A 21,621-nucleotide genomic window follows, 5' to 3' on the forward strand; every position below is an offset into this window, starting at 1 on the left:
TCATGGATAGCAATGCTGAACCTGACCTAGAAAGCGTTACGCGTCTACCGCCACCGAATATAGGTACCGGAGAACACGATCTCGATCGTGCCCGGGTCGAGGCGCGTCAATATCTGAAATTCTACAACTGGGTTTTGTCCATAAAAGGCGAGTATCTGGGATATGGTGCCGAAGGAATAATCTACATATTCCTTTTCCAGATAGAGCCTGGTCGACCGGATGTGAATCAATGGATCTGGGTCATCGTTGGCGACGTGCCGCCGACATATATCCCTGCTGACGACGCCAGGACACCCTTCGAGGCTCTTGACGGGTACATTGGCGCCCTTGAGAAATGGGTCGAGGCAGCGCGCAAGGGGAAGTCGGTGGCGAATTTGATACCGGTCAATGTCGATGCCAATCCCGTCAACGCTGAAATACTGGCTGGGCGTCTCAAATTTCTCGACGAGAAGATTTTACCCGAACTCCGGGGCTGAACCTCCTGTGGAACACGGCGGACAGGAGGATAGCTAGATCACAACATGGTCCTGGGACTATCTTCCAGAAGGCACTGCGTCCGAATCGCCGAGGAGGATTTTTTGGGAGAATAATGAAGTTATTGGATATTGTTGGACGGTTGTCGGATTTTGACGAAGACGACACGATTTACGTGTGGAAGCCTTGGACGGTAGATTCCGATGCAAAGGTTGCGACCGAGCCGGAAGAGGGATTGGTGCCAGCGAAGGCGGCCAAGGCGGGGCTGACATACTTCATCGAGATATTCATCGCGATCGAATTTACCGAGGCCTGGGTTGCGTCGCAGAAAGAAACGCCCAGCCTGTCTGCCATCTGTCAACGGCTCATCGAATATGCCACCTATGATGCGTGAGGGGAAAATGGCGACCGATCGACGTTATGAAGGAAAGCCGCTGCTTCGGCTTCTGGAGCTTTATGTGCTCAAAGCGATTGGAGAACTCTCTCAGGAGTCGGAAGATTCCCTGAAAGCCATGGGCCCCAGCCTGCAGGCTATTTATGGCGGTGACGGAGGATGGGACGATGCAGTCGCGAAGGCTCTGCACATGCCCGACACGATGCCGGAGGCAATCCGCGATATGTGGGCAAGGAATCTCAAAATCGCCCGCGACAACAATGTAACGCTCACGCCTCAGCAATTTGCCGAGATGTTCGTGGATAACAACTTCGCTAGTTAAGCCGCCTCAAACTTCCGCAAGACGTGGCGTGGAAATGGCGGTGCGGGACCAACCTGTGACCAATGCGCCGGGGTGGCGTCGAAAAGCCGACTTTTCGGAAATTTAAAAGTTATTCGCCGATAGACACGGGTAGGGGGATTACATGGGTGCAGGTTCTGCTGCGGTGCTGCTCGGGGCGCTGGTTCCGACATTTTTGCTGAGCCGCTTGTTGCTTTGGATTACAAAGCGTTGGAACGGCGGCGTGGCGCGCCTGTTGCTCGTGCATGTCATTTGCGGTTCGCTCGCCATTATCGCCGCGGCTTACGGCTACTCGAACACCGGGGCGCCGGACTGGTCTCGCGGCCCAGTTTACATCGTTGCGCAGTTGATCTGGCTGGTGGTGGATTTTGTTCGCGACCGCCGTCGGCAAAGCCAGCCTGCGAGCTGATGGCTCACAAACGCTGAAGACCAACCATTGCAATGCGCGACGTTGAGGCCTGAATTGCGCATATGCAATGCTTAAACCGCGTTCTATCCGGGTCCGGGTGAATTCCGCCGTCGCCGGCAATATCGCAGACGTGCTTGATGAACAGGAATGGCGAGACCAATTCGGGAATGAGTAGGTAACCTCGACCCGCCACTGGATCTCGCGAACACGCGGCAGCAGAACGTCTGGCCCCTGTAAGAGGGTGGAGGATAGAGGGTCGCTTTCACGCTAACCGGAGAAACGAAACATATTAAATAGGAATTTTTTCCCGTAAGCTGTTGACCATGTGAGGGCAGCAATGGTACATAATTATCCATGGCGCTGATTTGCGCCAACGACCCGCCCGCGAGGCGGGTTTTGTTTTTGGAGCGAGGGTTGCTGAGTTGCGGGGCAGTGTATTTTTGGCCCCTCCATCTGTGTGACCGAGGTGAAGCAAATCTGGAATAGTACACTGACACACGTGTCACTGTAGTTCTTCTCCGCCAACCTTCGCCCGAAGACCGGCCGGGCAATTACGGCAACAGTGCCTGTTTGGGGCGCGCCAGACGTTGGCACCGCCCCGACGTCCGCAGTCGGCGTTTCGATTCTGATCGACGAAAGTCGTTTCCATGACGCTGCGCATCATTCCCGCCACGCTGCGCGATCTTTCCTACATCGCCGCCAATCTGCGTCCCGAAGACCGCGCCGAGATCGATTGCCAGCTCGACCATTGGTCGCCGGCGCTCTTGGCGCTGACGGCGCTGCAGGGCTTTGCCTATGTCGCCGAGCTCGACGGCAACCCGGAAGCCGGCTTTGGCGCCGCCGAGCAGCGCGACGGCCTATGGATCGCCTGGAGCTGGGGGACGCGCCGCATGAAGCGCTGCGTGCCCGGGATCACGGCGTTCTTCCACTCGGTGCTCGGGCCGCAGGTCGCGGCGCGCGGCGCCTGGCGGGTCGAGGCGCGGGCGCTGGCGGCCAATGACCTGGCGCTGCGCTGGCTTGGGCGGCTCGGCGCCACGCAACGCTGCCTGCTGCCGGGCTATGGGCGCAACGGCGAAGATTTTTTCCTTTACGACTGGACAAGAGAAGGCTGGAACCATGTGTCTGTTTCAAAAACCACCGGAACTGAAGCCGCTGCCCCCGGCGCCGACCGCGCAGGACAAGGATGTGCAGGCGCGCGAAGCCGCACTGCGGGCTGAGCTCGAACAGCGCCAGGGAACGCTGAGCACCATCAAGACCGACCTCGCGCCAAGCAGCCTCACCGGCCAGCGCCGCGTGCTGCTGGGGCTTTGACCATGACCGCGATGAAGCGAAGCTTTCGCCGGCGCGTGCTGGACTGGTGGTTCTGGCGCCGGCATGCCAGGGCGGTCAAAAGACGGGGGTAATCTCCCCCCTCGAGGGGGAGATGTCGCCAACGGCGACAGAGGGGGGCGTCTCGCGTGGAGCGCTAACCTTCGTCTGCCGCAAGAGGCCGCGCCCAGTCGGACCGCCCCCCTCTGGCCTGCCGGCCATCTCCCCCTCAAGGGGGGAGATCGGTGGCCTTCTTGGCGAAGGCCCAGACCATCAGCGGGTATTCCTCGTCGTTGCTGAGATCGCGCCACAGGCCGTAGGCGCGCACGGGGCCGCCTATATGGGCCCTGGCGCAGGCCTTGTTGCCCCAGCCATCGACCTTGACGTTGGCTTCAGGGAAGCCACCTTCGACCATCAGCTGCTTCAGGCCGGCGGGGGTCCATCTGTTGTAGTCGTGGGGCCTGGCGTGCACCCGGAACAGGAACGGTGTCGCCACCATCGCCCAGCCGCCGGGCCTGGTCATGGCGTGGATGTTTTGGGCTGCCGCCAGCGGCCGCCGCACATGTTCCAGCACCTGGTCGGCGATGACGATGGAATATTGTTCCTCTGTACGGTCCTTGCAGATATCGAAATCAGGGAAATCGACCGACCGGTAGTTCGGACACATCGCCCGCCAATAACGGTTCCAGCCGGGCGAGATCTCGATGACGTCGGAGGCCTTGCGGTTTCCGGCTTCCAGGAAAAGCGTGAACGCCTCGATCTGGCGGATGCGCAGCCAATTGCGGGAATCATAGCCAAGCAGGCGTTTGGCCACCTGCTTGCCGCGGTTTTTCAGGGTGCCGGCAAGGCTCGTCGTCGTCACTTCGACCTCCTCCAAAACCCGCCGCGACAAACAGCCTAGCCCAGGCAAATGGGCAAAAAATGACAGCGAGCCGTTCTTCCTCGCTGGAGGGGGAGATGGCCGGCAGGCCAGAGGGGGTGGGCTCTTGTGGAGCGCCAACCTCCGTCAGCCGCGGGAGCTGCATCCAGTCGAACCGTCTGTCGCCTTTGGCGACATCTCCCCCTCGAGGGGGAGATTCCCCAGCTTCAACGAGGCACCCATGACCGATTCCCGCGCCCGCGATATTCTTTCGCGCCAGTCCGAACTCGAGACCGAACGCAGCCAATATGAGGCGGTGTGGGAACAGGTGGCGGAGTTCTGCGATCCCGATGCGCCCGATGTCTGGAGCGGCCGGCGGGCCGGCGGCCCGGATTCGCAGGCCGAGCGGCAGGAGCGGCGCGGCAGCCGCGTCTATGCCAACACCATCAATTCAGCCGCCAACCGGCTCGCCGCCGGGCTCGAAAGCCTGATCATCCCGCAGTCGGAAAAATGGCATGGTCTGTCGACGGCCGAGATGAACGACGAGGAGACCGACGAGGAAAAGAAGTGGGCGGAGGCGCTGCGCGATTTCCTGTTCTCGCTGCGCTACTCCGCCAATTCGAACTTCGTGCCGGCCACGCAAGCCTGCCTGCGCAATGTCGTGCGCTACGGCCCGGCCTATCTCTATGCCGAGGAAGGGTTCGGCGGCACGCTGATCCGCTATGCCTCGATCCCGGTGGTCGAGGGCTATCTGTCGCGCAACCGCTGGGGCCAGGTCGACATTTTCCACCGCCGCTACGAGCGCACGGCGCGGCAGGCGGCGCAGCTGCTCGGCTACGAAAAGCTGCCGGCGCGCATCAAGGTTCTGGTCGACGATCCGGCCAAGTGCGAGGAAAAGATCTCGCTGATCCAGTGCATCCAGCCGCGCGACGAGCGCCGGATGTACCGGCTTGGCGGCCAGTACCAATATCTCGACACGGCCTTCGCCTCCTACCACGTCATCGAGGATGAGGAGGATATCGTCCGGGAAAGCGGTTTCGGCACCTTCCCGGTGTCGACCTTCAACTGGCGCCGCTACGAGGGCGATCCCTATGGCATCTCGCCCGCCATCGAGGCGCTGACGACCGTGCGCGAGGAGAACGCGGTGCGCCGTTCCGGCTTGCGGGCGCTGCAGCAGATCACCGACCCGGCCACCGCCTCCAAGGCCAGGCTCGACTATGTGCCGGTGCTCAATCCGGGCGAGAATTATCCGGGCTTGATCGACGACAATGGCCGGCCGCTGATCGCGCCCATCAGCACCGGGCAGAACCCGACCTATGCCTTCAACTACGCGCAGAGCCGCGCCGACGAGATCCGCGACATGATGTTCGTCAATCTGTTCCAGACGCTGGTGCAGAACCCGCAGATGACGGCGACCGAAGCGCTGATCCGTCAGGAAGAGAAGGGCGCGCTGCTCGGGCCTTCCGGCTCGATCATCCAGGCGGGCTTCGCCAGCAATCTCGACCGCGAGCTCAGTATCCTCGAGGACAAGGGGCTGTATGACGAGGACAGCCGCTTCGCGCCGCCCGAAAGCCTTGCCGGCAAGGCGGTGCGGCCGACCTTCACCGGCCCGCTTGACGTGCTCAGGCGTTCGGCCGAGGCGCGCGACACCATCCAGGTGGTGACCACGGCCATGCAGATGGCCCAGTTCGATCCCGGCGTCATGGACAATATCGACAGCGACGAGGCAATCAAGATCGTGCAGAGCGCCGGCCGCAGCCCGCAGCGCATCTTCCGCCGCAAGGAAGAGGTGGACGGCATGCGCAGTGCCAGGGCGCAGGCCCAGCAGGCGCAGGCCGGCATGGCCGCGATCGCCAGCGCCGGCAAGGTGGCCAGGGATGCCGTACCGGCGGCCGTGCAGGCGCGCGACAGCGGCTTGCTCGACAGCCTGCAGGGCCTGCTGCAGGGCGGCCAGGCGGGCGGACCGCCGCCGCAAGGCGCTCCGGGCGAAGTTGGCGGCGCCAGCGTGGCGCGCGGCGCATGAGCGGCAAACGCTTCGCCCGCGCCGGTCATGCCGGCGGCCCGGCCAAAGCGCGGGACGCGCTGACCAAGGCCTATCTGCGGGTCTTCTCAGGCGAGGATGGCGAGATGGTGCTGGCCGACCTCGCGGCGACGGTCGGCTACTACAGGCGGCCTTCCTATGGCGAGTGGATGACACGCACCAGAACGCCCGAAGGCTTCGAACTGCACAGCGCGCTCAGCAATGCCCGCGCCGAGGTGGTACAGCACATCATGGGGTTCCTGACCCTGGACGAGGCGCAGCTCGTGGCGCTGGAGAAGGCGGCGCGGGCGGAGGGATAGGTGAGGGCCATCTCGCCAAGCATGCGGTGATGCCAGCGCTGATGCGATGGTTCGGCGTGCCGCAGTAAGCCATGCAGCCTACCCCAATAAAACCGTCTTCTTTGAAACCAATTGACCTTGCTTAGTCGGAGGCAGTGCCACCCGCTAGCGCCTTGTCGGTAGGCGCGAGCGCCTCCCACTTCGTCATCCTCGGGTCTGCGCGCATCGCTTCGCTCCTTGCTCCGCTCAGGGATGACGAACGTCCGGTCGCGCCCGTGGTCAGCACCGGCCCAGCCCTTCCAGAAACGCCAATCCGACAACCCCCAAGAACGCAGCGTCGGCGTGTGCGCGATCCGGCCGTGCCGCGATGGCCGGCGCCGCGCGTCCTTTTTTCAAAACTAGTTTGGGCAGGCAACGCCAATGGTACACATCATTCCTCTCTCCGTTGGCCAGCGCCGGCGCGATACAGGCGATGCGACGGCGTATGCCGACGCTGCGCCGGCGGGCGGGACGCCGCCTCCGCTCGACGGCTATTGGCAGGCTGTTGCCGAGCACTATGAACGGCGCCAGGCGCAGCAGCAGGCCTTCGACACCGAGATCGCGGCCCGCAGGCTGGACGGCGAGATCGCCAAGACCGAGGCCGATGCCGTGGCCAACGCACCGGCCGATGGCGCCGGCCTGCACGACGCCGTCTACGGCCAGGTCAATCCGCACACCGGCCAGGTGGTGAAGACCGGGCAGTTCGACACGCTGTTCGACACCTTCGTGAAGCAGGCGCCGCCTGACGTGGGCGCTGGCCTTGCCAGCCGCAAGGAAGCGCTGCGCGACGCGGGCTCCACGCGCATGGCAATGCAGCAGCTGCAGCGTCGCAAGGACTACGAGCAGGCCGAGGTCGACACAGCGCTCAAGACCAGTGCCATTGTTATAGGCAACGCCGATCCCGACGACCTCGTCACCTTCGAGGCAGCCCGGCAGCAAGGCCTCGACCTAATCGACAAGATGGGGGTCGATCCGGCGATCCGACAGCAGAAGGCGAAAGGACTGGTTCAGCACAGCGGCTAAGACACGGTTCGAGGCGCTGATCGCCAAAGATCCGAAGTGCGCGCTGGAAATCTTCGGTGTCGGCACCGCGGTCGCGGGCAGCGAGGCTACCAGCGACACCATGCAAGCCGCAGGTAGCTCGATCTCGGGCAGCTTAGAGAGGGCTGCCGGAAAAGGTGACCGCGTCGGCACACAGACCCCGGATGAACGTATAACGCAGGCGTTCAGGGACGACCTTCCGCAGGAGCAACAGGAAGCGCTGGTTCAAAAGGCAAAGGCGGCCAAGCTCGCTCAAGAGGTCGAAATCCGCGCTGCCATTGGCCGCGCCGAAGCAGAGGCGCCAGATGAGATCGCACGCACAGGCGCCTATTCCGGCAAGATGCCCGGCGAGGATGCCTACAAGATCATCTATGGACGCGACGAGGGCGGCACACGCTGGCAGGGTTTGAAATGGCAGGCCGATGTCGGGAAGCGGATTTTCGATATGGGCACCATGTCGAACCAGGCGATCAATACGGCCGTTGTCAATGCCCAGCCGGGGCCGAATGCTTCGCCAGCGGACCAAGCACGCCATGAGGTAACTGCAGTCGCGGCAAAACTGGTGCTGGAGAGGAGACGGGTCAATTCCGGCGGCTATGTCAGCGAAACGTCTCCAAACATCGCTGCGGGCTGGAAAGCTGTATTTGGCACTGGGCCTTCCGATCCAGAGGCCTATGACCAGGATACTTACGACAAGACGCTAGCCTTGTCGGTCGCCAAGCAAAAGGCATTGGGCATCGATGATGAAAATCTTCAGCCCGTGCCGTTCTCCATGCTCCTCGAGTTTGCCGAAGATCGCGACAGCGGAAGCATGTACTTCATGGACAATTACGCGAAGGCAAGCGCGCTGTTTGAGCGCACGAAAGATCCTGTTGCACGAGCAGCTCTGGTCCGAGAACTGGACGATGCTGGTCTGGGCGGGATTCTCCCCGGCGGCAAGCCGCGCCTTTCGATGGGCGAGGTGTTTCAAGCGGATGCCAAAGCCCTAGGCAAGACGATAGCCAATGCCGGGATCGGCCTAGCCAACGCAAATGACTGGATTGCCTACGGCATGTCCGGAGGAACGATCAGCCCTCCAGATTATAGGGATGCCTACTACGAGCCGGCGAACAGCACCGAGAAGGTGATGATGCGTCAGGGAAATGACGCATTGGGCTGGGCGATACCGGTGCCAGGGCTTGGCCGAGCCATCGAGAGCGCAATACCGCGCGCAATCGAATCGATTGGTTCCGGGGCGGCAGGGGGAGCAGAACGATCCATCACCACCAAATTCTTCGCAAGTTCCGAGGCCGCGAGTACCTCAATCCCAGAGACCGCTCCCGGTCAGTTTGAGAAGATAAGCGCCCGGCAAGACACAGCGGCAAACATACCGGCAAAGCCACAGCTAGATGATTTCGCCAAGCAGCTTACGACGTCGCTTGACGCTACCCCAGACGCTATAACGCCTAACCCTGCGCAAGATGGGGGCAAGACGATCGTCTCGCCTCGGAAGTCAAAACTCGACCGCCAGATGATTGCTGCGGTGGCGAGGGAACTGTTTGCGAGAGATCCCAGCCGCGTGGAGCATCCCGGTGCAAAGTTTGGCGAGGCGACTACAAATAATTACCGGAAAGCGTATGCTCAGGCGAACCCCGACGTGGACATCGGCGAGCTAGTAATTCATCATCCAGCTGAGCAGCAATTGCTTAAGAGGGCTCTAAATTTTTTGTCGAAGAAGAAGATCAATTCGGTAGAAAATCTCCGCGGTATTCCTGAGTATCTCAATGATATTCTGCACCTTATTGTCATCAGGAGTGAAAATGATGAATTTCACGCAAAATACCCGTATCCGACAGAGCAGCAGATTCTAGATCATTCGACAATGATGGACAAGAAGTATGGACATAATTTTGTACCACCCGTCGGAAAGGAGAAGTAAGCGATGGATTATTATTATGTCCAGCCATTTGTTGCCGGTGATTTTGGTAAAAATACCGTTATCGACAATCGAGTTCACCCTCCGATTGTGCATAAGCTTCACTACATGGTCGACGTTTGGATAGGTGACGTCCTGATAAGACGCTTTCCCTGTTATCTGGTCACCAAGGAGGCCGAGCAAGAGCTACTGAAGATGCGTGTCACAGGAGCGACCTTTGCCGAAGTCGAGGTCACTGGCTCGGAGCTGTTTCGTAGGCTGCAGCCAGAGACCGAACTTCCACCTTTCGTCTGGATGAAAATCCATGGGCGGCCAGGCCACGACGACTTCGGTATGGCTCCAAATCATGAGCTTGTCGTTTCGGAATCCGCCCTAGACGTGTTTGAGCGCCTGGGCAATGAGTCGGCGGGGATTCGCCTATTCGATGCGAATTGAATGTCGGAGCGTATTTATGGTCAAATGCGGAAGAGCTTGCGAGCAGAAGCGCAACATCTATAGTCCTTCGGCCGAAACAGTTCGATCGATTTTCGACGATTGCTCAGGCGGTGAAGGCCGAAAACGAAAATTACTCATAAATAAATTACTTAACTTCCGAAAATTTGATGCCCTTCGGCCAACAACACTGGACAGATCTCGAAAGTTGCCGGGCCGCTTCCGCCGCCGCTTAGGAATGTGGTTCATAGGATATGACGGCGACCGACTTGACCTTGCCCGCCTTGTTCAAGGTCACTTCGAAAACGGCTTTGATGCGATTGTCGACGGCGGCAACGGGCAAGACCAGGCAGCCGCCGATCTGGTCGATGTCGACAGCTTCATGGGCCTGCGGAAACCGAACACACAACCAGAAGTGAGGTCATCAGAAGTCGCATCGTCGTCCCCTCGCGAGGGTAGACGATAACGTCGAATGGCTCTGAGTTAAGGGCAGGCTCCAGTATCCCGAAACCTGGCGCTGCCCCCTGCCGGGACCTTCTCCCCGTTGAACGGGGAGAAGGCGGCTAAAAATCAATAATTGCCGTTGTAGTACCGGTCGTCGCAGGGCGCGGTGTAGATGCGGCCGTAGCGGTCCTGGTAGCGGCAGAGCTGTTGGCCGCGGGGCTGCGGAGTGGTGGCCGAGCCGACGACGGCGCCGAGCAGAGCGCCGCCGGCCGCGCCGATGACCGTGCTCTTGGTGTTGCCGCCGATGGCCTGGCCGACCAGCGCGCCGCCGGCGCCACCGAGCAGGGCGCCCGTCGTGGCCCGCTGCTGGCCTTCGGTCTGCGTTTCGCAGCCGGCAAGGGCGGCGGTCATGAGGACGGCCAAAATCGCTTTCTTGATGATCATCTGAAGAACCTCCTTTTGAGGCCACGCGGGCCGACGTCCAGCCAAGTGCGGTCGCATTGCGGCGGAACGGCGGCGTGCTTCGTCACGAAGTGAGTCATGGTTTCTTAGGCGTTGATGGACCGCGATCCCGAAAACAGGCCTTTCGAACAAGGCGATAGCGGCGCCGGCTGGCAAAGTGAGTCAGGCGGTTCGCGCCGTGCCTACCTGTCGGCTGAAGCTGCCATGACCGACGGCATCCCCTCGAATTCCCACCAAGAATGGAGACTTAGAATGACGCGTGGTCTTCCCCGCACCCTTGCCCGTGCCGCCCGCGAGGCCGGCATTGCCCCGCCCAAGCTCGGCTTGAAGGCCGTGACCACCGGGCAGGGCGGCTCTTACCGCACCGTGTTCACCTTCGCCGGCATGCAGGTGCCGGTCACGGACGCGCTGGCTATGCCGGCCAAAAGATCTTCGACTTTTCCGACGGCAAGGTGCGCATCAAGGGCGGTACGGCCAGGCTGCAGTTCGCCGTGCTGACCGCCCGCGCCTCGACCATCAACGACAGTGCGGCACTGACCTGGTCGCTGGGTTCGGCGGTCGCGTCGAGCGCGACGCTGGCCGGCACCATGGTCAATGTGCTGGCCTCGACAGGGCGCACGCTGGATGGCGCCGGCGCGGCCCTGTCGACCGCCTCGATCGCCGATGTCGCCGCCGCCGTGACGCTGGATGGCACGGCGACGCCGGTCGATCTCTATCTCAACCTGGCGTTCGCCACCGGCACCGACATCGATGCGGATGGGACGCTGGCCGTGACGGGTACGGCAACGCTGCTGTGGGAAAATTGGGGCGATAATAATTAGGCGCTGGAACTGCTGATCTCCCCCCAAGTGGGGGAGATGCCCGGCAGGGCAGAGGGGGGCGCTGTCCCGCCAGCCTATCCGGTCAACTTCAGCTCACCAATGAAGGTAGCACCTTACGGCCTAACGCGAACGCCGCGTTCCTTCGCGCCCCCCTCTGGCCTGCCGGCCATCTCCCCCACTTGGGGGGAGATCGGCAGCTTCGCCGCCCGGCGCCATCACATCTTCGAAATCCCAACAAAGGAATCTCACTCATGACAGATCTGGCAGACGCCGGGTCCGTGGCGGCGCGCGCGCAGCCGGCGGGCAACCCAGTACGGCCAACGGCAGGTGCGGAAAACGGGTCCGCCGCGCCTGACGCCAAAAGTTGGTTTGACGGTCTTTCCGAAGGCAACCGCAAGCTCGCTGAAACCAAGGGCTGGACCAAGCCTGAAAGCCTCGATCGGGTTTTCACATCCTATGCGGAACTGGAACGGCAGCAGGGCGAGAGCCTGCGCGTTCCCGGCCCGGATGCGTCTCGGGAGGACTGGGAGCGTTTTCATGCCCGGCTGCCCGAGACCATGCGTCCGCTCACCTCGTCCGAAAAGGTCGAATACCGCCGGCCGGAAGGCCTGCCGGAAAATTTTGCCTATTCGGACGAGCTTGCTCAGGCGTCCAAGGCCTGGGCGGTCGAAGCGGGTGCTTCGCCAAGAACCGCGCAGGCCTACCACGACAAGTTCGTCGGCTACATGGCCGAGCAGGCGAAAGCTCAGGAGATCGCGCTCGCCCGCTCGGTGGAAGCCACCCATGACGACCTTGTCCGGGAGTGGGGGCCGACCAACAGCGACGGCTTCCGCCAGAAGCTGGAGGTCGCCAACCGGGCGATGAAGAAGCTCGGCCTGGTCGACGCCTACAAGGCGAAGGGCATTCTTCTGCCTGACGGGGCGCTGACCGATCCGCAGATCGCCAGGGCGTTCCACGCCATCGGCGACGCCATGTTCCGCGAAGACACGATCGACGCCGGCGCGCGCTCGGGCGGAGGCAATCCGTTCAAGCGCAACGCCTCCGGCGAACGCAACCTGACGGCGATTTCAGCCCTCGTGAAAAGCGACCCCGCCCGCGCCCGGCGGCTGGCTCGCGAGGCCGGCGAGAACCCGGACCGCTGGATGCCGAACAACCCCCTCTAAGCTGTGTCGATATTCAGGTGATCCCGGCCTGCAAACGATGGCTTTCCGCGCTTCCGGTGCTCACGGACCCAAATGTCCGCTCCCTCCGGTTCTCGAAAGCCATCATTTTCGGCTCGGCCTGACCTGAATCTCAACACACCTTCACCGCCAAACCAAACCTGAAGGAAGAGAAAAATGGCAGATGCCTACACCCGTATCGCGGACGCGATCGTTCCGTCCGTCTATGCGCAATACGCTTTCGAGGAACACGTCCAGTCGCTCGAAATCTACCAGGCCGGAATCCTGTTTTCCGACCCGGCCATCTCCTCGAAACTGTCGATGGGCGGCCGCTCCGTCGACATGCCCGGCTGGAAGGACCTCGGCAACGACCCCTCCGAGCCGGTCAATGACGATCCGGCCGATTCCATCGAGATGAAGAAGATCGGCTCGCGCCGCGAGGTCGCCGCCCGAAACATCCGGGCGCAAGCGTGGGGCGTTCCGGACCTGACCTCGATCCTGGCGGGCGACGATCCGCAGAAGCTGATCGTCAAGCGGCAGACCGAATACTGGCAGCGCGCCAACAAGCTGACCCTGCTCGGCATCCTCAAGGGCGTCGTCGCCGACAACATCGCCAATGACGGCGGCGACCTGGTGCGCACCACCGGCGCCTCCATCGTCGACACCGACATCATCGAGGCGGCCTATCTGATGGGCGACCGCGCGGACAAGTTCAAGACGATCTGGATGCACTCCAAGCAGATGAAGGCGCTGAAGCTCGCCGACCTCATCGACTATGTGCCGTCCTCCGAGCAGGGCGGGCCGCTCATCCCTTATTACATGGGGCTGCGCTGCGTGGTCGACGACGACATCCCGGTGGCGGCGGGCGTCTACACCGCCTTCATGTTCAAGGACAAGGCGATCCTGTGGAACGAGCTTCCGGTCAATACCGAGGGCGGGCCGCTTGAATTCGACCGCAAGCCGCGCCAGGGCCATGGCGGCGGTGTCACCGAAATGGTCGGCCGCCGGCACTTCGTGCCGCATGTTCCCGGCACCCGCTTCCTCGATGCCTCCTCGGCCGGCGAATTCGCCACCGACGCCGAACTGGCGCTGGCGGCGAACTGGGACCGCACCGCGTCGAGCGTGAAGAACATGACGTTTATCGCGCTGAAGACGACCGAGGCCTGATCGGGCTGACGCGAAGGGGCGGGGGCGCTGGCGCTCCCGCCCTCGGTGCCGCTGCCAGCACGCGCGCGCGTCGTGGAGCGCTGACCTCAGCACTATCTCTTTCAGACAAGTCAGCCGCCTTAGAGCGGCTTTTTTCATGCCCCAACCACGAGGCGCTGACCCATGGCCATTACCCCGCTCGATATCGCCAATATGGCGCTGGCCGTCCTCGACGAAGCGCCGATCGACAGTCTTGACCAGGACGTCAAGGCGGCGCGGCTGCTCAACCTGCATTTCGACCTGACGCGCGAGGCCGAACTGACCAGATATGCCTGGGTGTTCGCGATCCTGCGCGCCACGGTGATAGGCTCCGACACCGGCGGCAATGATTGCGGCCTGAACGTGGCCTACGAACTTCCGGCCGACTGCTTGCGGCCGCTGCCGTTGACCCACAATGGCGAACCGGACGGCGTGCCGATCTCGTGGCGGCAGGAGGCGGGGCTTATCTATTGCGACCAGCCGGATCCGCTGACGGTCCGCTACATCGCCAACCTCACCGACCCCAACGATTGGGATGCGCTGTTCACCGAGGTGCTGGTGGCGGCCCTCGCCATCAAGGTGGCGCATCCGCTGACCCACAAGTCGGGCATGATCGACACTGCGCGCTCGGCCTATGACCGGGCGCTGGATGCCGCCCTCAACGCCAACGCGATCCAGCGCGGCGGCCGATTCTACACCGCCTCCTGGTCGATCCAGCGCGGCGACACCAGGGTTGCACGCTGATGACGGCGCTCTATCCGGTCCAGGACGTCTTCACCCGTGGCGAGATCTCGCCGCGCCTGCATGCGCGCGCGTCGCTCGATTTCTATCGTGCTGCACTCGCCAGATGCGAGAACTTCGTCACCCTGCCGCATGGCGGCATCCGCAAGCGCGGCGGCACCTATTTCGCCGGCGAGGTCAAGACATCGGCAAAGAAGACGCGGCTGATCCCGTTCATCTTCTCTGCCGACCAGGCCTACGCGCTCGAATTTGGCGACCAGTATATTCGCGTCTACGCCTATGGGGCGCGCGTCGGCTCGGTGGAAGTGGCCTCGCCCTACCTGGAGGCGGACCTGTTCGAACTCGCCTATGTCCAGTCGGCAGACCAGATGTGGATCAGCCATCGCGACTATCCGCTCAAGGTGCTGACGCGCAGCGCGCACACGAGTTGGGCGCTGACGGATTTCGAGTTCCTCGATGGTCCCTACGACGACATCAACGCAACGGCTACCACGCTGACCCCGGCCAACACCGGTCACGCGACCCCGAAGATGACAGCCTCGACCGCGCCGAGCGGGACGGTGACGGACGATGGAACCGGCTCGAGCAGTTGGAAGATTTTCGATCGCGACTTCAACCAATATGTGAAGGTGGGGGACGGAAGCAGCGGCTTTGTCCAATACCAATTCCCGTCCGGCCAGGGGAAGGCGGTCAACGCCTATTGGATCGCGTGCACCGACAATGTCACCAGCAATGGCGACATGGCAACTGCGTGGGTGCTCTCAGGCTCGAATGACGGGATAAACTACACAACTCTCGATAGTCGCGCCGGCGAGATCGGTTGGTCGGGGTCGGAAGTGCGGTTCTTCGATTTCCAGAACGCGACCACCTACCAGTATTATCGGTTCAAGTTTTCGGGTGGCGGGGGCGGTGACGCGACCGTCACCAGCATGGCCGAACTGGCCATGGCTGAAAACGGCGATACGATGACACCTTTCGAGCTGACCGCGTCATCGATCGTCGGCATCAATGACGACGCAGGGTTCCAATCGACCGACGTCGGCCGCGCCATCCGGCTGCTCGGCGGCGACAATGTGTGGCGCTGGGCCAAGATCACCGGCCGCACCAGCACCACGGTGGTCAAGATCAGGCTCTATGGCCACGCGCTTCCGGATCTCTCGCCGATAACCCGCTGGCGGCTCGGCACATTCGTGCCCGGCAAATATGTCGAGAGCGGTTCGCTCTATGAAGAACGCCTGGCCTTCAGTCGCAAATTCTCGGTCTATGCCTCGGCCACCGGCGACTTCGACAATTTCGCGCTTGGCGAGAAGGATGACGATGCGCTGGAGTTCATCCAGGCCGGCGGCGGCCAGGCCAACGACATTGTCTGGATCGCCGATTCCGACGGCGCGCTGCTGATCGGCACGTCGGGCGGCGTGCGCGCTCTGTCGGGCTCGGGCATAGACGAGGCGCTGACGCCGTCCTCATTCAAGAACCGGCGCTCGCGCACGTTCGGCTGCGCCCGCATCCGCCCGGTCGATGCCGGCCAGTCGTTCCTCTATGTCACGCGCTCGCGCAAATCGATCGCCGAACTGACGCAGACCGCGCAGAGCCGTTTCACTTCGGACGATGTCGGGCAGATTTCCGAGCATATACCAAAGCAAGGCGTGGTCGAACTGGCCTTCCAGACCGATCCCGACCCGCTGCTGTGGTTCCCGCTCGATAATGGCGAGCTTGGCGGCTACACCCACCAGCCCAGCCAGGAGGTGAGGGGGATGCACCGGCATCGGCTCGGCGGTGCCTTCAGTGGCGCGGGATGGGCGGTTGTCGAAAGCGCCGCCGTGACGCCCGGCCAGGATGGAAATGACGATCTCTGGCTGGTCGTCAAGCGCACCATAGGCGGTGTGACGAAACGCTATATCGAGATCAAGACCACGCCGTTCGAATACGGCGCCATCGGCGATGCCTTCGAGGTCGACTGCGGCCTCACCTATACGGGCGCCGCGGTGGCCATGGTGGGTGGTGCGGCGCATCTCGCCGGCCAGTCCGTCGATGTGCTGGCCGATGGCAAGGTCTACCGTGGCCTCACCGTTAGCGGCGGCGGCACCGTGACGCTGCCGGGCGGCTCGACCGCCGCCAAATGGCAGCTCGGCCTGCCCTATGCGGCGGGCGCCGACACGCTGGAACTCGATGTCGGCGGTCGCGACGGTTCGATCATCGGCCGCCGCAAGAAGGTGGCCAAGGCAATCCTGTCGTTGCTCGAAACCGATACCACGGGGCTTCAGGTGCAGTCCTTCATGCGCGGCCGCTGGGAGCCGGTGCGCCTGCCCTCGATTGTCGCACCAGATGGCAGGGCGACGCTGTTCACCGGCAATGTCGAGGTGCCGATCGATGACAGCTGGGAAGGGCAGGGCAAGGTGCGGATCCGCCACGTCAACCCGACACCCTGCACGATCCGTGCCTTCACCCCGGTGTTTGACGCGGAGCCCTAACGGCCGGCGCTGGAGAATTGGCGAAGCCGTTGATGACGGCCAATCTCCCCCCTAGTGGGGAGATGCCCGGCAGGGAAGAGGGGGGCGCTGTCCCGCCGGCCTACCCAGTTGATGCCTACACCTTGCTGGACCGAAACCTGACAGCTGCTCTACCAGCCGCTTCGATAGCCATTCAGAGTCTCGAGATTGGCTCCCCGGCCGCCGCCGCGATCCTTCGCGCCCCCCTCTGTCCTGCCGGACATCTCCCCCACTTGGGGGGAGATTAGCTCTCCGCCGCCTCGCCTATCCCACTTCACGAAGGAACCCACCTGTGACCACATCTCCCCATGCCGAACAGCTCGGCAGGGCGCGGACGGCTGCCGATTTCGCGGCCGTCATCGCTCTGCTCGACACCGACCTCAGCGCTGCGATCGCCAACCGGCCTGGCCTGCGGCAGGCGGAAGACCGCGCCGTCTTTGGCGACGGCGACCTTGCCGCGGCACGCGCGGCCGTGGACGACAACAATGACGCGATCGCGGTGCTGGAAAAAACCATTGCCGCGGCGGACGAGCGCCGCGGTGCCGCCGCCGCCGCCGAGGCGCGCGCCGACATCGAGGCGCTGGGTGGGGAGACCGGCGCCAGGGCCGCATTGCTCGGCAAGCGTTGGTCCGCCGTCCGCCGGCTGGTCGAGGAGCTGCGCCAGGAGCTGTTCGAGGCCGATGCGCTGATCCGCACCATTGCCACCGCCAACGGCCTGTTCGATGCCGCCGGGCTTTGCGACCTCAAGGCCAATCTGGCGGCCACGCGCCGCGCCGCCATGGCCGGCCCGCGCGCCGCGGCCCCGGCGCGGCTCAGCCGTGCCGGCCTGCAGGCCGACCGGATCCTGCTTTCGCTGATCCGCCCCGGCGGCGCGCTCGACCCGCGCCCGTCGCTTCGCGCGCCGCTGGCGGGCGCGAAGAAAAAACCCGTTCCCGCATCCACACGAGGCTGACCATGTGCACATTAGCTCTTCTCGGTACGGCCATTTCGGTCGGCGGCGCCCTAATGCAAGGCGTCCAGCAGCAGCAATTGGCCGATTACCAGGCCAAGGCCTACGAGCAACAGGCGCAGGCCGAGGCGCAAAGCGCTGCCTTCGAGCAGAGCCAGGAGCGCCACAAGCAGGACCTCTTACAGGCGCAGGCGCGCGCCCAGGCCGGCGCCTCCGGCGTCGGCATCGCGGGCTCGCCGACCGAGGTGCTGGCGGCGAATGCCAGGCAAGGCCAGATGGACCTCAAGGCGCTCCAATACAGCTCGCAGCTGCGCCAGAACAACCTCAACAGTCAGGCCGCCATCTCCCGCTTTCAAGGCAAGCAGGCGATGACGGGTTCGATCGTCGACGCCGGCAGTGCGCTCGTTGGTGGCCTCTCCAAAATCTACGACCCGACCAAGGCAGTGACCCTCGGAGGTTCGGCACTTTCGCCCCGGGCGAGCGCGGCCATCGCCGGCGGCTATTCGGGACTCTACTGAAATGGTGCACATCATTCCGCTCTCCGTTGGCCAGCGCCGGCTCGATACCGGCAACGCGCCGCAATACCCCCAGGAATCGCCTCTCGGCGCCGCCATGCAAGGTTTTGGCGACGGCCTTTCCGCTCTCGCCGAGCACCACCGGCAGATGACGGAGCGGCAGGAGGCGTTCGACGCCGAGCTGGCGCGCCGCCGCTTCAATGGCCAGATCGCGCAGGCGGAAGACGAGGTGACGGCCAACGCGCCGGCCGACGGCGCCGGCCTGCACGACGCCATGTATGGCCAGGTCGATCCGCGCAATGGCCGGGTGGTGAAGACAGGCCTGTTCGACACGCTGTTCGATGCCGTCTTGCCCAATATACCCAAGAGCCAGCGAGCCAACTTTGCCAACCAGAAGGAAGCGCTGCGCGAGGCCGGCTCTGGCCGCATGGCGCAGCGGCAGCTTCAGCGGCGCGACGATTATGAGTTGGCCGAGTGGGCCAAGGTCGACGCCATGTCCACCAGCGCCATTGCAAAAAGCGACCCGAACGACACCGCGAACTTCGAGGCGATCCGGCAGAGCGGGTCCGACCTGATCGCCAAGATCGGCAACCCGCTTGCCCGGCAAGCGGCGGAAGCCGCCTGGCGCACCAACACGGCCAAGGCGCTGATCCAGGCGATCATCGCCCAGGATCCGAAGCAGGCCGCCGAGATGCTGGGCGCGGCACAGGCTGGAAGCCGGACGAAGGACGATGCCGTGGGGGCGGTCGGTGGTTCGCAACAAATCGCTGCGAGTCGCGAGAACACCAGCGCTGTAGACAGCACGGCGACCACTGCTTTGAATGCCGGCTCCACAGCACCGGCAGCTGAGGCCGACAGCACCGCCGCCTTGGCGGCAGTTCCATGGATTGCTGACCTGCCGCAGAACGATCTGCAGGATCTTGGTCAGAAGGCGCAAGTCGCCATGACTACGCAGCTCTTCGATGCGCGCACCAATGTCCAACTCGCCCACCAGAATGCGCCAGACGCCCTCATGTACACCGGCTCTTATTCCGGAAAGAGACCGGCAGATGCAGACTTCGCCGCAGTCTATGGCGCCGAGGAGGGCGGCAACCAATCTCTGGATCTCGAACGGACGTTCCAGGTCGGTCATCAGGCATTCGGCATGGTCAGAATGCCGAAAGATGCCATCGACGCAAAAGTGCTCGCTGCCAAGCCCAAGCCGGGCAGCCCCACTCCGGAACAGGATCAAGCGAAATTTGACATAACGGCGGCTGCGGCCAGTCAGGTTTTGCAGGCTCGAGCAGCCGGTCCCGCCGACTTTGTCCGCAAAATCGACTCGACAGCGGACACATACTGGAACGCGGTATCGAGCCAGGACAGCTACGATCCGGCTGCCTATCAGAAGGCGATCGCCCGCTCTGTCGCGGTGCAGCTGCAGCTTGGAATCAAGCAAGTCCAGCCGCTTCCGCCGTCTGTCGTTAAAGACCTCGTCGACGTCTTGAACGATGAGAGCGTGCCGCAACGCGACCGGGACGCAGTGCTGCGCGATCTGTTCGCGGGTACGTCTGATACGGGTGTTTTGGCAGCCATGGCGCTGCAGCTGAGCGACGAGAACCAGTCTCGGATTGCGCGAAGCATTGCGAACAACGCAGTTCCTGTATCCGCAGAGGAACGCGTGAACCGGAATCTGGCGGCCTTCGACGCTCTGCCGATTTATCTTAAGCCGCTCGTGGCGCTCAATGACACCGTCCGTCTGATGGCCGATGGTGCGACATCTGGGTACGCGGACAAATTCGCGGCCACCATGAATTCGCTGATCTCGGGCAGCAGCTACGAGGACGAACTCGCCGCTGAACGTGCCGGGACACAGGATGCGAGAGATCGGGCTGGCTCCGCAGGAACCGCTGCGGGAATGCTTGGCGCGTATCTGAGTGGCAGCGGCCTTGGAAAAGCGGGCATTACGCTCACTGGCAGGTTTGGCACAAACTCGATGGAGGGCTTGTCCGGCCTTCTCGCTCGCGCCGGCCTTATGGGCGTTGAAGGTGCTGGGTACGGTGCGGTGGAGGCCAGCGGTCGCGACCAGCCCGTTGGCAGCGGGGCAACTGCCGGCTTCTTTGGGGGCGCTGGAAGCACCATCGCTGGCGAAGGCCTTGGCGCGGTCCAGCGCCAGACGGCACAGTGGTTCAGGCGGCGAGCATCCTCTTCCGAACATATTGTCGAGCCCGCAGCGGTAGAAGTTGCTTCAGATACAGCGATCGCGGAGGCCCCTCCGCCTGCCCAACATGCGGTCCCAATCGGCCCGGCCTCGGTTGGCCAAGACCTACATGTAACCTACATGCCTCATTGGAACGCCGCGCAGCGGGCGGCCGCGGACCTCAAGGTGAAGATGTTAACGGAAGCCGTAACCGTGGTTAGCCAAGCTGTTCGCAAAGGGAGATCCGCGCGGAAAATTTTCAAAGCTGCCGGATTTCTAATTCCATTCGGCCACGATATTGATCACGTCATCGACCTGCAATTGGGAGGGCTTCATCAGCTGTCCAACTTTGCCATATTGGATTCGAGCGTAAATCGAAGTGTGGGCGCGCAGATATGGAATCAGATTAAGCATCTACCCATTGGAACGGCCATCAATAAAGTCACGATTGGAGAGCGATAGTGTTCGAGACATTCCGGCAGAATTTTCCCATCGAAGGCAGGGTTGCAACGGACCCGGGTACGCCTGTTGTGGATACTGGGATCCCTGGCCTGAACGAACTGCTAGATAGTTTTGGAGGCGCATCTTTCCAGCAAGGTTTGTACCGGATCATCCGCCCACAGGACGTGCCAGTGTGGAATGCGAGGATCAATCTCGCCTTCCCAGAAACCAATGGACGCGTCACCTGCTTTGGCTACGATTGGCAGGGCTCTGCGTTTGCACTCGACTCTCAGAGACTCGAGGAAGGACAGCCTGGAGTGGTTCTGTTTGAGCCAGGTACAGCCGAAGCGCTTGAAATTCCCAACAATATCGTGACTTTCCATGACGTGTTGGTCGTGGAAAATCCTGACGCGGCGCTGTCCGCCAACATATATTTGGAGGATTGGCTGGCGGCCGGCGGTACGCAACCTGGCTATGACCAGTGCATTGGCTATAAGAGGCCACTTTTCCTCGGTGGAGAAGACGACATCTCAAACCAGGAACTGTCGGATTTGGAAGTTTATTGGCACATAATGGGGCAGGTCATAGCCAAGGTAAAGGGACTTCCGCCCGGGGCTTCGGTAAACCTCAGGGGTGGCTGATAGGGTTCCTTAAGGGCTAACTCGAACATGTGGCGAGTTTCTCTCCTAGCGGGGCGCTGGAAGACGT

24 protein-coding genes are annotated in these 21,621 nt (G+C 62.6%); 22 read left to right on the forward strand and 2 right to left on the reverse strand.

Going from position 1 to position 21,621, the window contains the following annotated elements; genetic code table 11:
• Nucleotides 1–2 precede the first annotated feature (2 nt).
• The 6 genes from FJ938_RS15215 (at nt 3) to FJ938_RS30285 (ending at nt 2,928) form a co-directional block, all read left to right on the forward strand.
• On the forward strand, nt 3–476 hold the full coding sequence (locus FJ938_RS15215; RefSeq protein WP_140695031.1) for a hypothetical protein: 474 nt from the start codon (nt 3–5) through the stop codon (nt 474–476).
• 113 nt (nt 477–589) lie between these two features.
• Nucleotides 590–868, forward strand: coding sequence for a hypothetical protein (locus FJ938_RS15220; RefSeq protein ID WP_140695034.1), 279 nt, complete (start codon nt 590–592; stop codon nt 866–868).
• 7 nt (nt 869–875) lie between these two features.
• Nucleotides 876–1,190 carry a hypothetical protein gene (locus FJ938_RS15225; RefSeq protein WP_140609122.1) on the forward strand — a complete coding sequence of 105 codons (315 nt, stop codon included), beginning with the start codon at nt 876–878 and terminating at the stop codon, nt 1,188–1,190.
• A 142-nt stretch (nt 1,191–1,332) separates the two neighbouring features.
• Nucleotides 1,333–1,617 carry a hypothetical protein gene (locus FJ938_RS15230; RefSeq protein WP_140695037.1) on the forward strand — a complete coding sequence of 95 codons (285 nt, stop codon included), beginning with the start codon at nt 1,333–1,335 and terminating at the stop codon, nt 1,615–1,617.
• Nucleotides 1,618–2,264: 647 nt separating this feature from the next.
• Nucleotides 2,265–2,834 carry a hypothetical protein gene (locus FJ938_RS15235; protein ID WP_140609118.1) on the forward strand — a complete coding sequence of 190 codons (570 nt, stop codon included), beginning with the start codon at nt 2,265–2,267 and terminating at the stop codon, nt 2,832–2,834.
• The gene (locus FJ938_RS30285) at nt 2,803–2,928 is read left to right on the forward strand and encodes a hypothetical protein (RefSeq protein WP_281407084.1); all 126 of its coding nucleotides are present in this window, start codon (nt 2,803–2,805) and stop codon (nt 2,926–2,928) included. The genes FJ938_RS15235 and FJ938_RS30285 overlap by 32 nt, the downstream gene beginning before the upstream one ends.
• Nucleotides 2,929–3,154: 226 nt before the next feature.
• Here FJ938_RS30285 and FJ938_RS15240 read toward each other — a convergent pair whose 3' ends face one another.
• Nucleotides 3,155–3,787, reverse strand: a complete 633-nt coding sequence (locus FJ938_RS15240; protein WP_246671477.1) for a methyltransferase domain-containing protein — start codon at nt 3,785–3,787, stop codon at nt 3,155–3,157.
• A 238-nt stretch (nt 3,788–4,025) separates the two neighbouring features.
• Between FJ938_RS15240 and FJ938_RS15245 the strand changes: the two genes are divergently transcribed.
• The 6 genes from FJ938_RS15245 (at nt 4,026) to FJ938_RS15270 (ending at nt 9,996) form a co-directional block, all read left to right on the forward strand.
• Entirely contained in the window at nt 4,026–5,807 is a 1,782-nt protein-coding gene (locus FJ938_RS15245; RefSeq protein WP_140609114.1) for a portal protein, read from the forward strand.
• A complete protein-coding gene (locus FJ938_RS15250; protein WP_140609112.1) occupies nt 5,804–6,124 on the forward strand; it encodes a hypothetical protein in 321 nt (106 codons plus the stop codon). Before FJ938_RS15245 ends, FJ938_RS15250 begins: the two co-directional genes overlap by 4 nt.
• Before the next feature lie 399 nt (nt 6,125–6,523).
• Complete coding sequence (locus FJ938_RS15255; RefSeq protein WP_140609108.1) at nt 6,524–7,165, forward strand: hypothetical protein; 642 nt, start codon at nt 6,524–6,526, stop codon at nt 7,163–7,165.
• A gap of 100 nt (nt 7,166–7,265) precedes the next feature.
• Nucleotides 7,266–9,101 (forward strand): hypothetical protein, encoded by a 1,836-nt coding sequence (locus FJ938_RS15260; RefSeq protein WP_140695040.1) that lies wholly within the window; start codon nt 7,266–7,268, stop codon nt 9,099–9,101.
• A 3-nt stretch (nt 9,102–9,104) separates the two neighbouring features.
• Nucleotides 9,105–9,533 (forward strand): hypothetical protein, encoded by a 429-nt coding sequence (locus tag FJ938_RS15265; RefSeq protein ID WP_140609104.1) that lies wholly within the window; start codon nt 9,105–9,107, stop codon nt 9,531–9,533.
• Nucleotides 9,534–9,549: 16 nt separating this feature from the next.
• The gene (locus FJ938_RS15270) at nt 9,550–9,996 is read left to right on the forward strand and encodes a hypothetical protein (RefSeq protein WP_140609102.1); all 447 of its coding nucleotides are present in this window, start codon (nt 9,550–9,552) and stop codon (nt 9,994–9,996) included.
• A 104-nt stretch (nt 9,997–10,100) separates the two neighbouring features.
• On the opposite strand, the gene FJ938_RS15275 is transcribed toward FJ938_RS15270, so the two are convergent.
• Nucleotides 10,101–10,418 carry a YMGG-like glycine zipper-containing protein gene (locus FJ938_RS15275; protein ID WP_140609100.1) on the reverse strand — a complete coding sequence of 106 codons (318 nt, stop codon included), beginning with the start codon at nt 10,416–10,418 and terminating at the stop codon, nt 10,101–10,103.
• Between the two features lie 270 nt (nt 10,419–10,688).
• Between FJ938_RS15275 and FJ938_RS29950 the strand changes: the two genes are divergently transcribed.
• The 10 genes from FJ938_RS29950 to FJ938_RS15320 all read left to right on the forward strand — a co-directional run bounded on the left by FJ938_RS29950 (nt 10,689) and on the right by FJ938_RS15320 (nt 21,554).
• On the forward strand, nt 10,689–10,934 hold the full coding sequence (locus FJ938_RS29950) for a hypothetical protein (protein ID WP_246673338.1): 246 nt from the start codon (nt 10,689–10,691) through the stop codon (nt 10,932–10,934).
• Nucleotides 10,889–11,257: a hypothetical protein gene (locus FJ938_RS29955; protein ID WP_246673340.1), complete on the forward strand. Its 369-nt coding sequence runs from the start codon at nt 10,889–10,891 to the stop codon at nt 11,255–11,257. The genes FJ938_RS29950 and FJ938_RS29955 overlap by 46 nt, the downstream gene beginning before the upstream one ends.
• A 251-nt stretch (nt 11,258–11,508) precedes the next feature.
• On the forward strand, nt 11,509–12,420 hold the full coding sequence (locus FJ938_RS15285; RefSeq protein WP_140695043.1) for a hypothetical protein: 912 nt from the start codon (nt 11,509–11,511) through the stop codon (nt 12,418–12,420).
• 174 nt (nt 12,421–12,594) lie between these two features.
• The gene (locus FJ938_RS15290) at nt 12,595–13,584 is read left to right on the forward strand and encodes a Coat protein (protein WP_140695046.1); all 990 of its coding nucleotides are present in this window, start codon (nt 12,595–12,597) and stop codon (nt 13,582–13,584) included.
• 162 nt (nt 13,585–13,746) lie between these two features.
• Nucleotides 13,747–14,346, forward strand: coding sequence for a hypothetical protein (locus FJ938_RS15295; protein WP_140695049.1), 600 nt, complete (start codon nt 13,747–13,749; stop codon nt 14,344–14,346).
• Nucleotides 14,346–16,814 carry a hypothetical protein gene (locus FJ938_RS15300; RefSeq protein ID WP_140695052.1) on the forward strand — a complete coding sequence of 823 codons (2,469 nt, stop codon included), beginning with the start codon at nt 14,346–14,348 and terminating at the stop codon, nt 16,812–16,814. Before FJ938_RS15295 ends, FJ938_RS15300 begins: the two co-directional genes overlap by 1 nt.
• Nucleotides 16,815–17,124: 310 nt before the next feature.
• Entirely contained in the window at nt 17,125–17,784 is a 660-nt protein-coding gene (locus FJ938_RS15305; protein WP_140695055.1) for a hypothetical protein, read from the forward strand.
• A 2-nt stretch (nt 17,785–17,786) separates the two neighbouring features.
• Nucleotides 17,787–18,299 carry a hypothetical protein gene (locus FJ938_RS15310; RefSeq protein ID WP_246673342.1) on the forward strand — a complete coding sequence of 171 codons (513 nt, stop codon included), beginning with the start codon at nt 17,787–17,789 and terminating at the stop codon, nt 18,297–18,299.
• 1 nt (nt 18,300) lies between these two features.
• Complete coding sequence (locus FJ938_RS29515; RefSeq protein WP_181169108.1) at nt 18,301–20,934, forward strand: hypothetical protein; 2,634 nt, start codon at nt 18,301–18,303, stop codon at nt 20,932–20,934.
• Entirely contained in the window at nt 20,934–21,554 is a 621-nt protein-coding gene (locus FJ938_RS15320) for a T6SS immunity protein Tdi1 domain-containing protein (RefSeq protein WP_140695057.1), read from the forward strand. Before FJ938_RS29515 ends, FJ938_RS15320 begins: the two co-directional genes overlap by 1 nt.
• Nucleotides 21,555–21,621 lie beyond the last annotated feature (67 nt).

Source organism: Mesorhizobium sp. B2-4-14, assembly GCF_006442155.1.
In the GTDB taxonomy this organism is placed as follows: domain Bacteria; phylum Pseudomonadota; class Alphaproteobacteria; order Rhizobiales; family Rhizobiaceae; genus Mesorhizobium.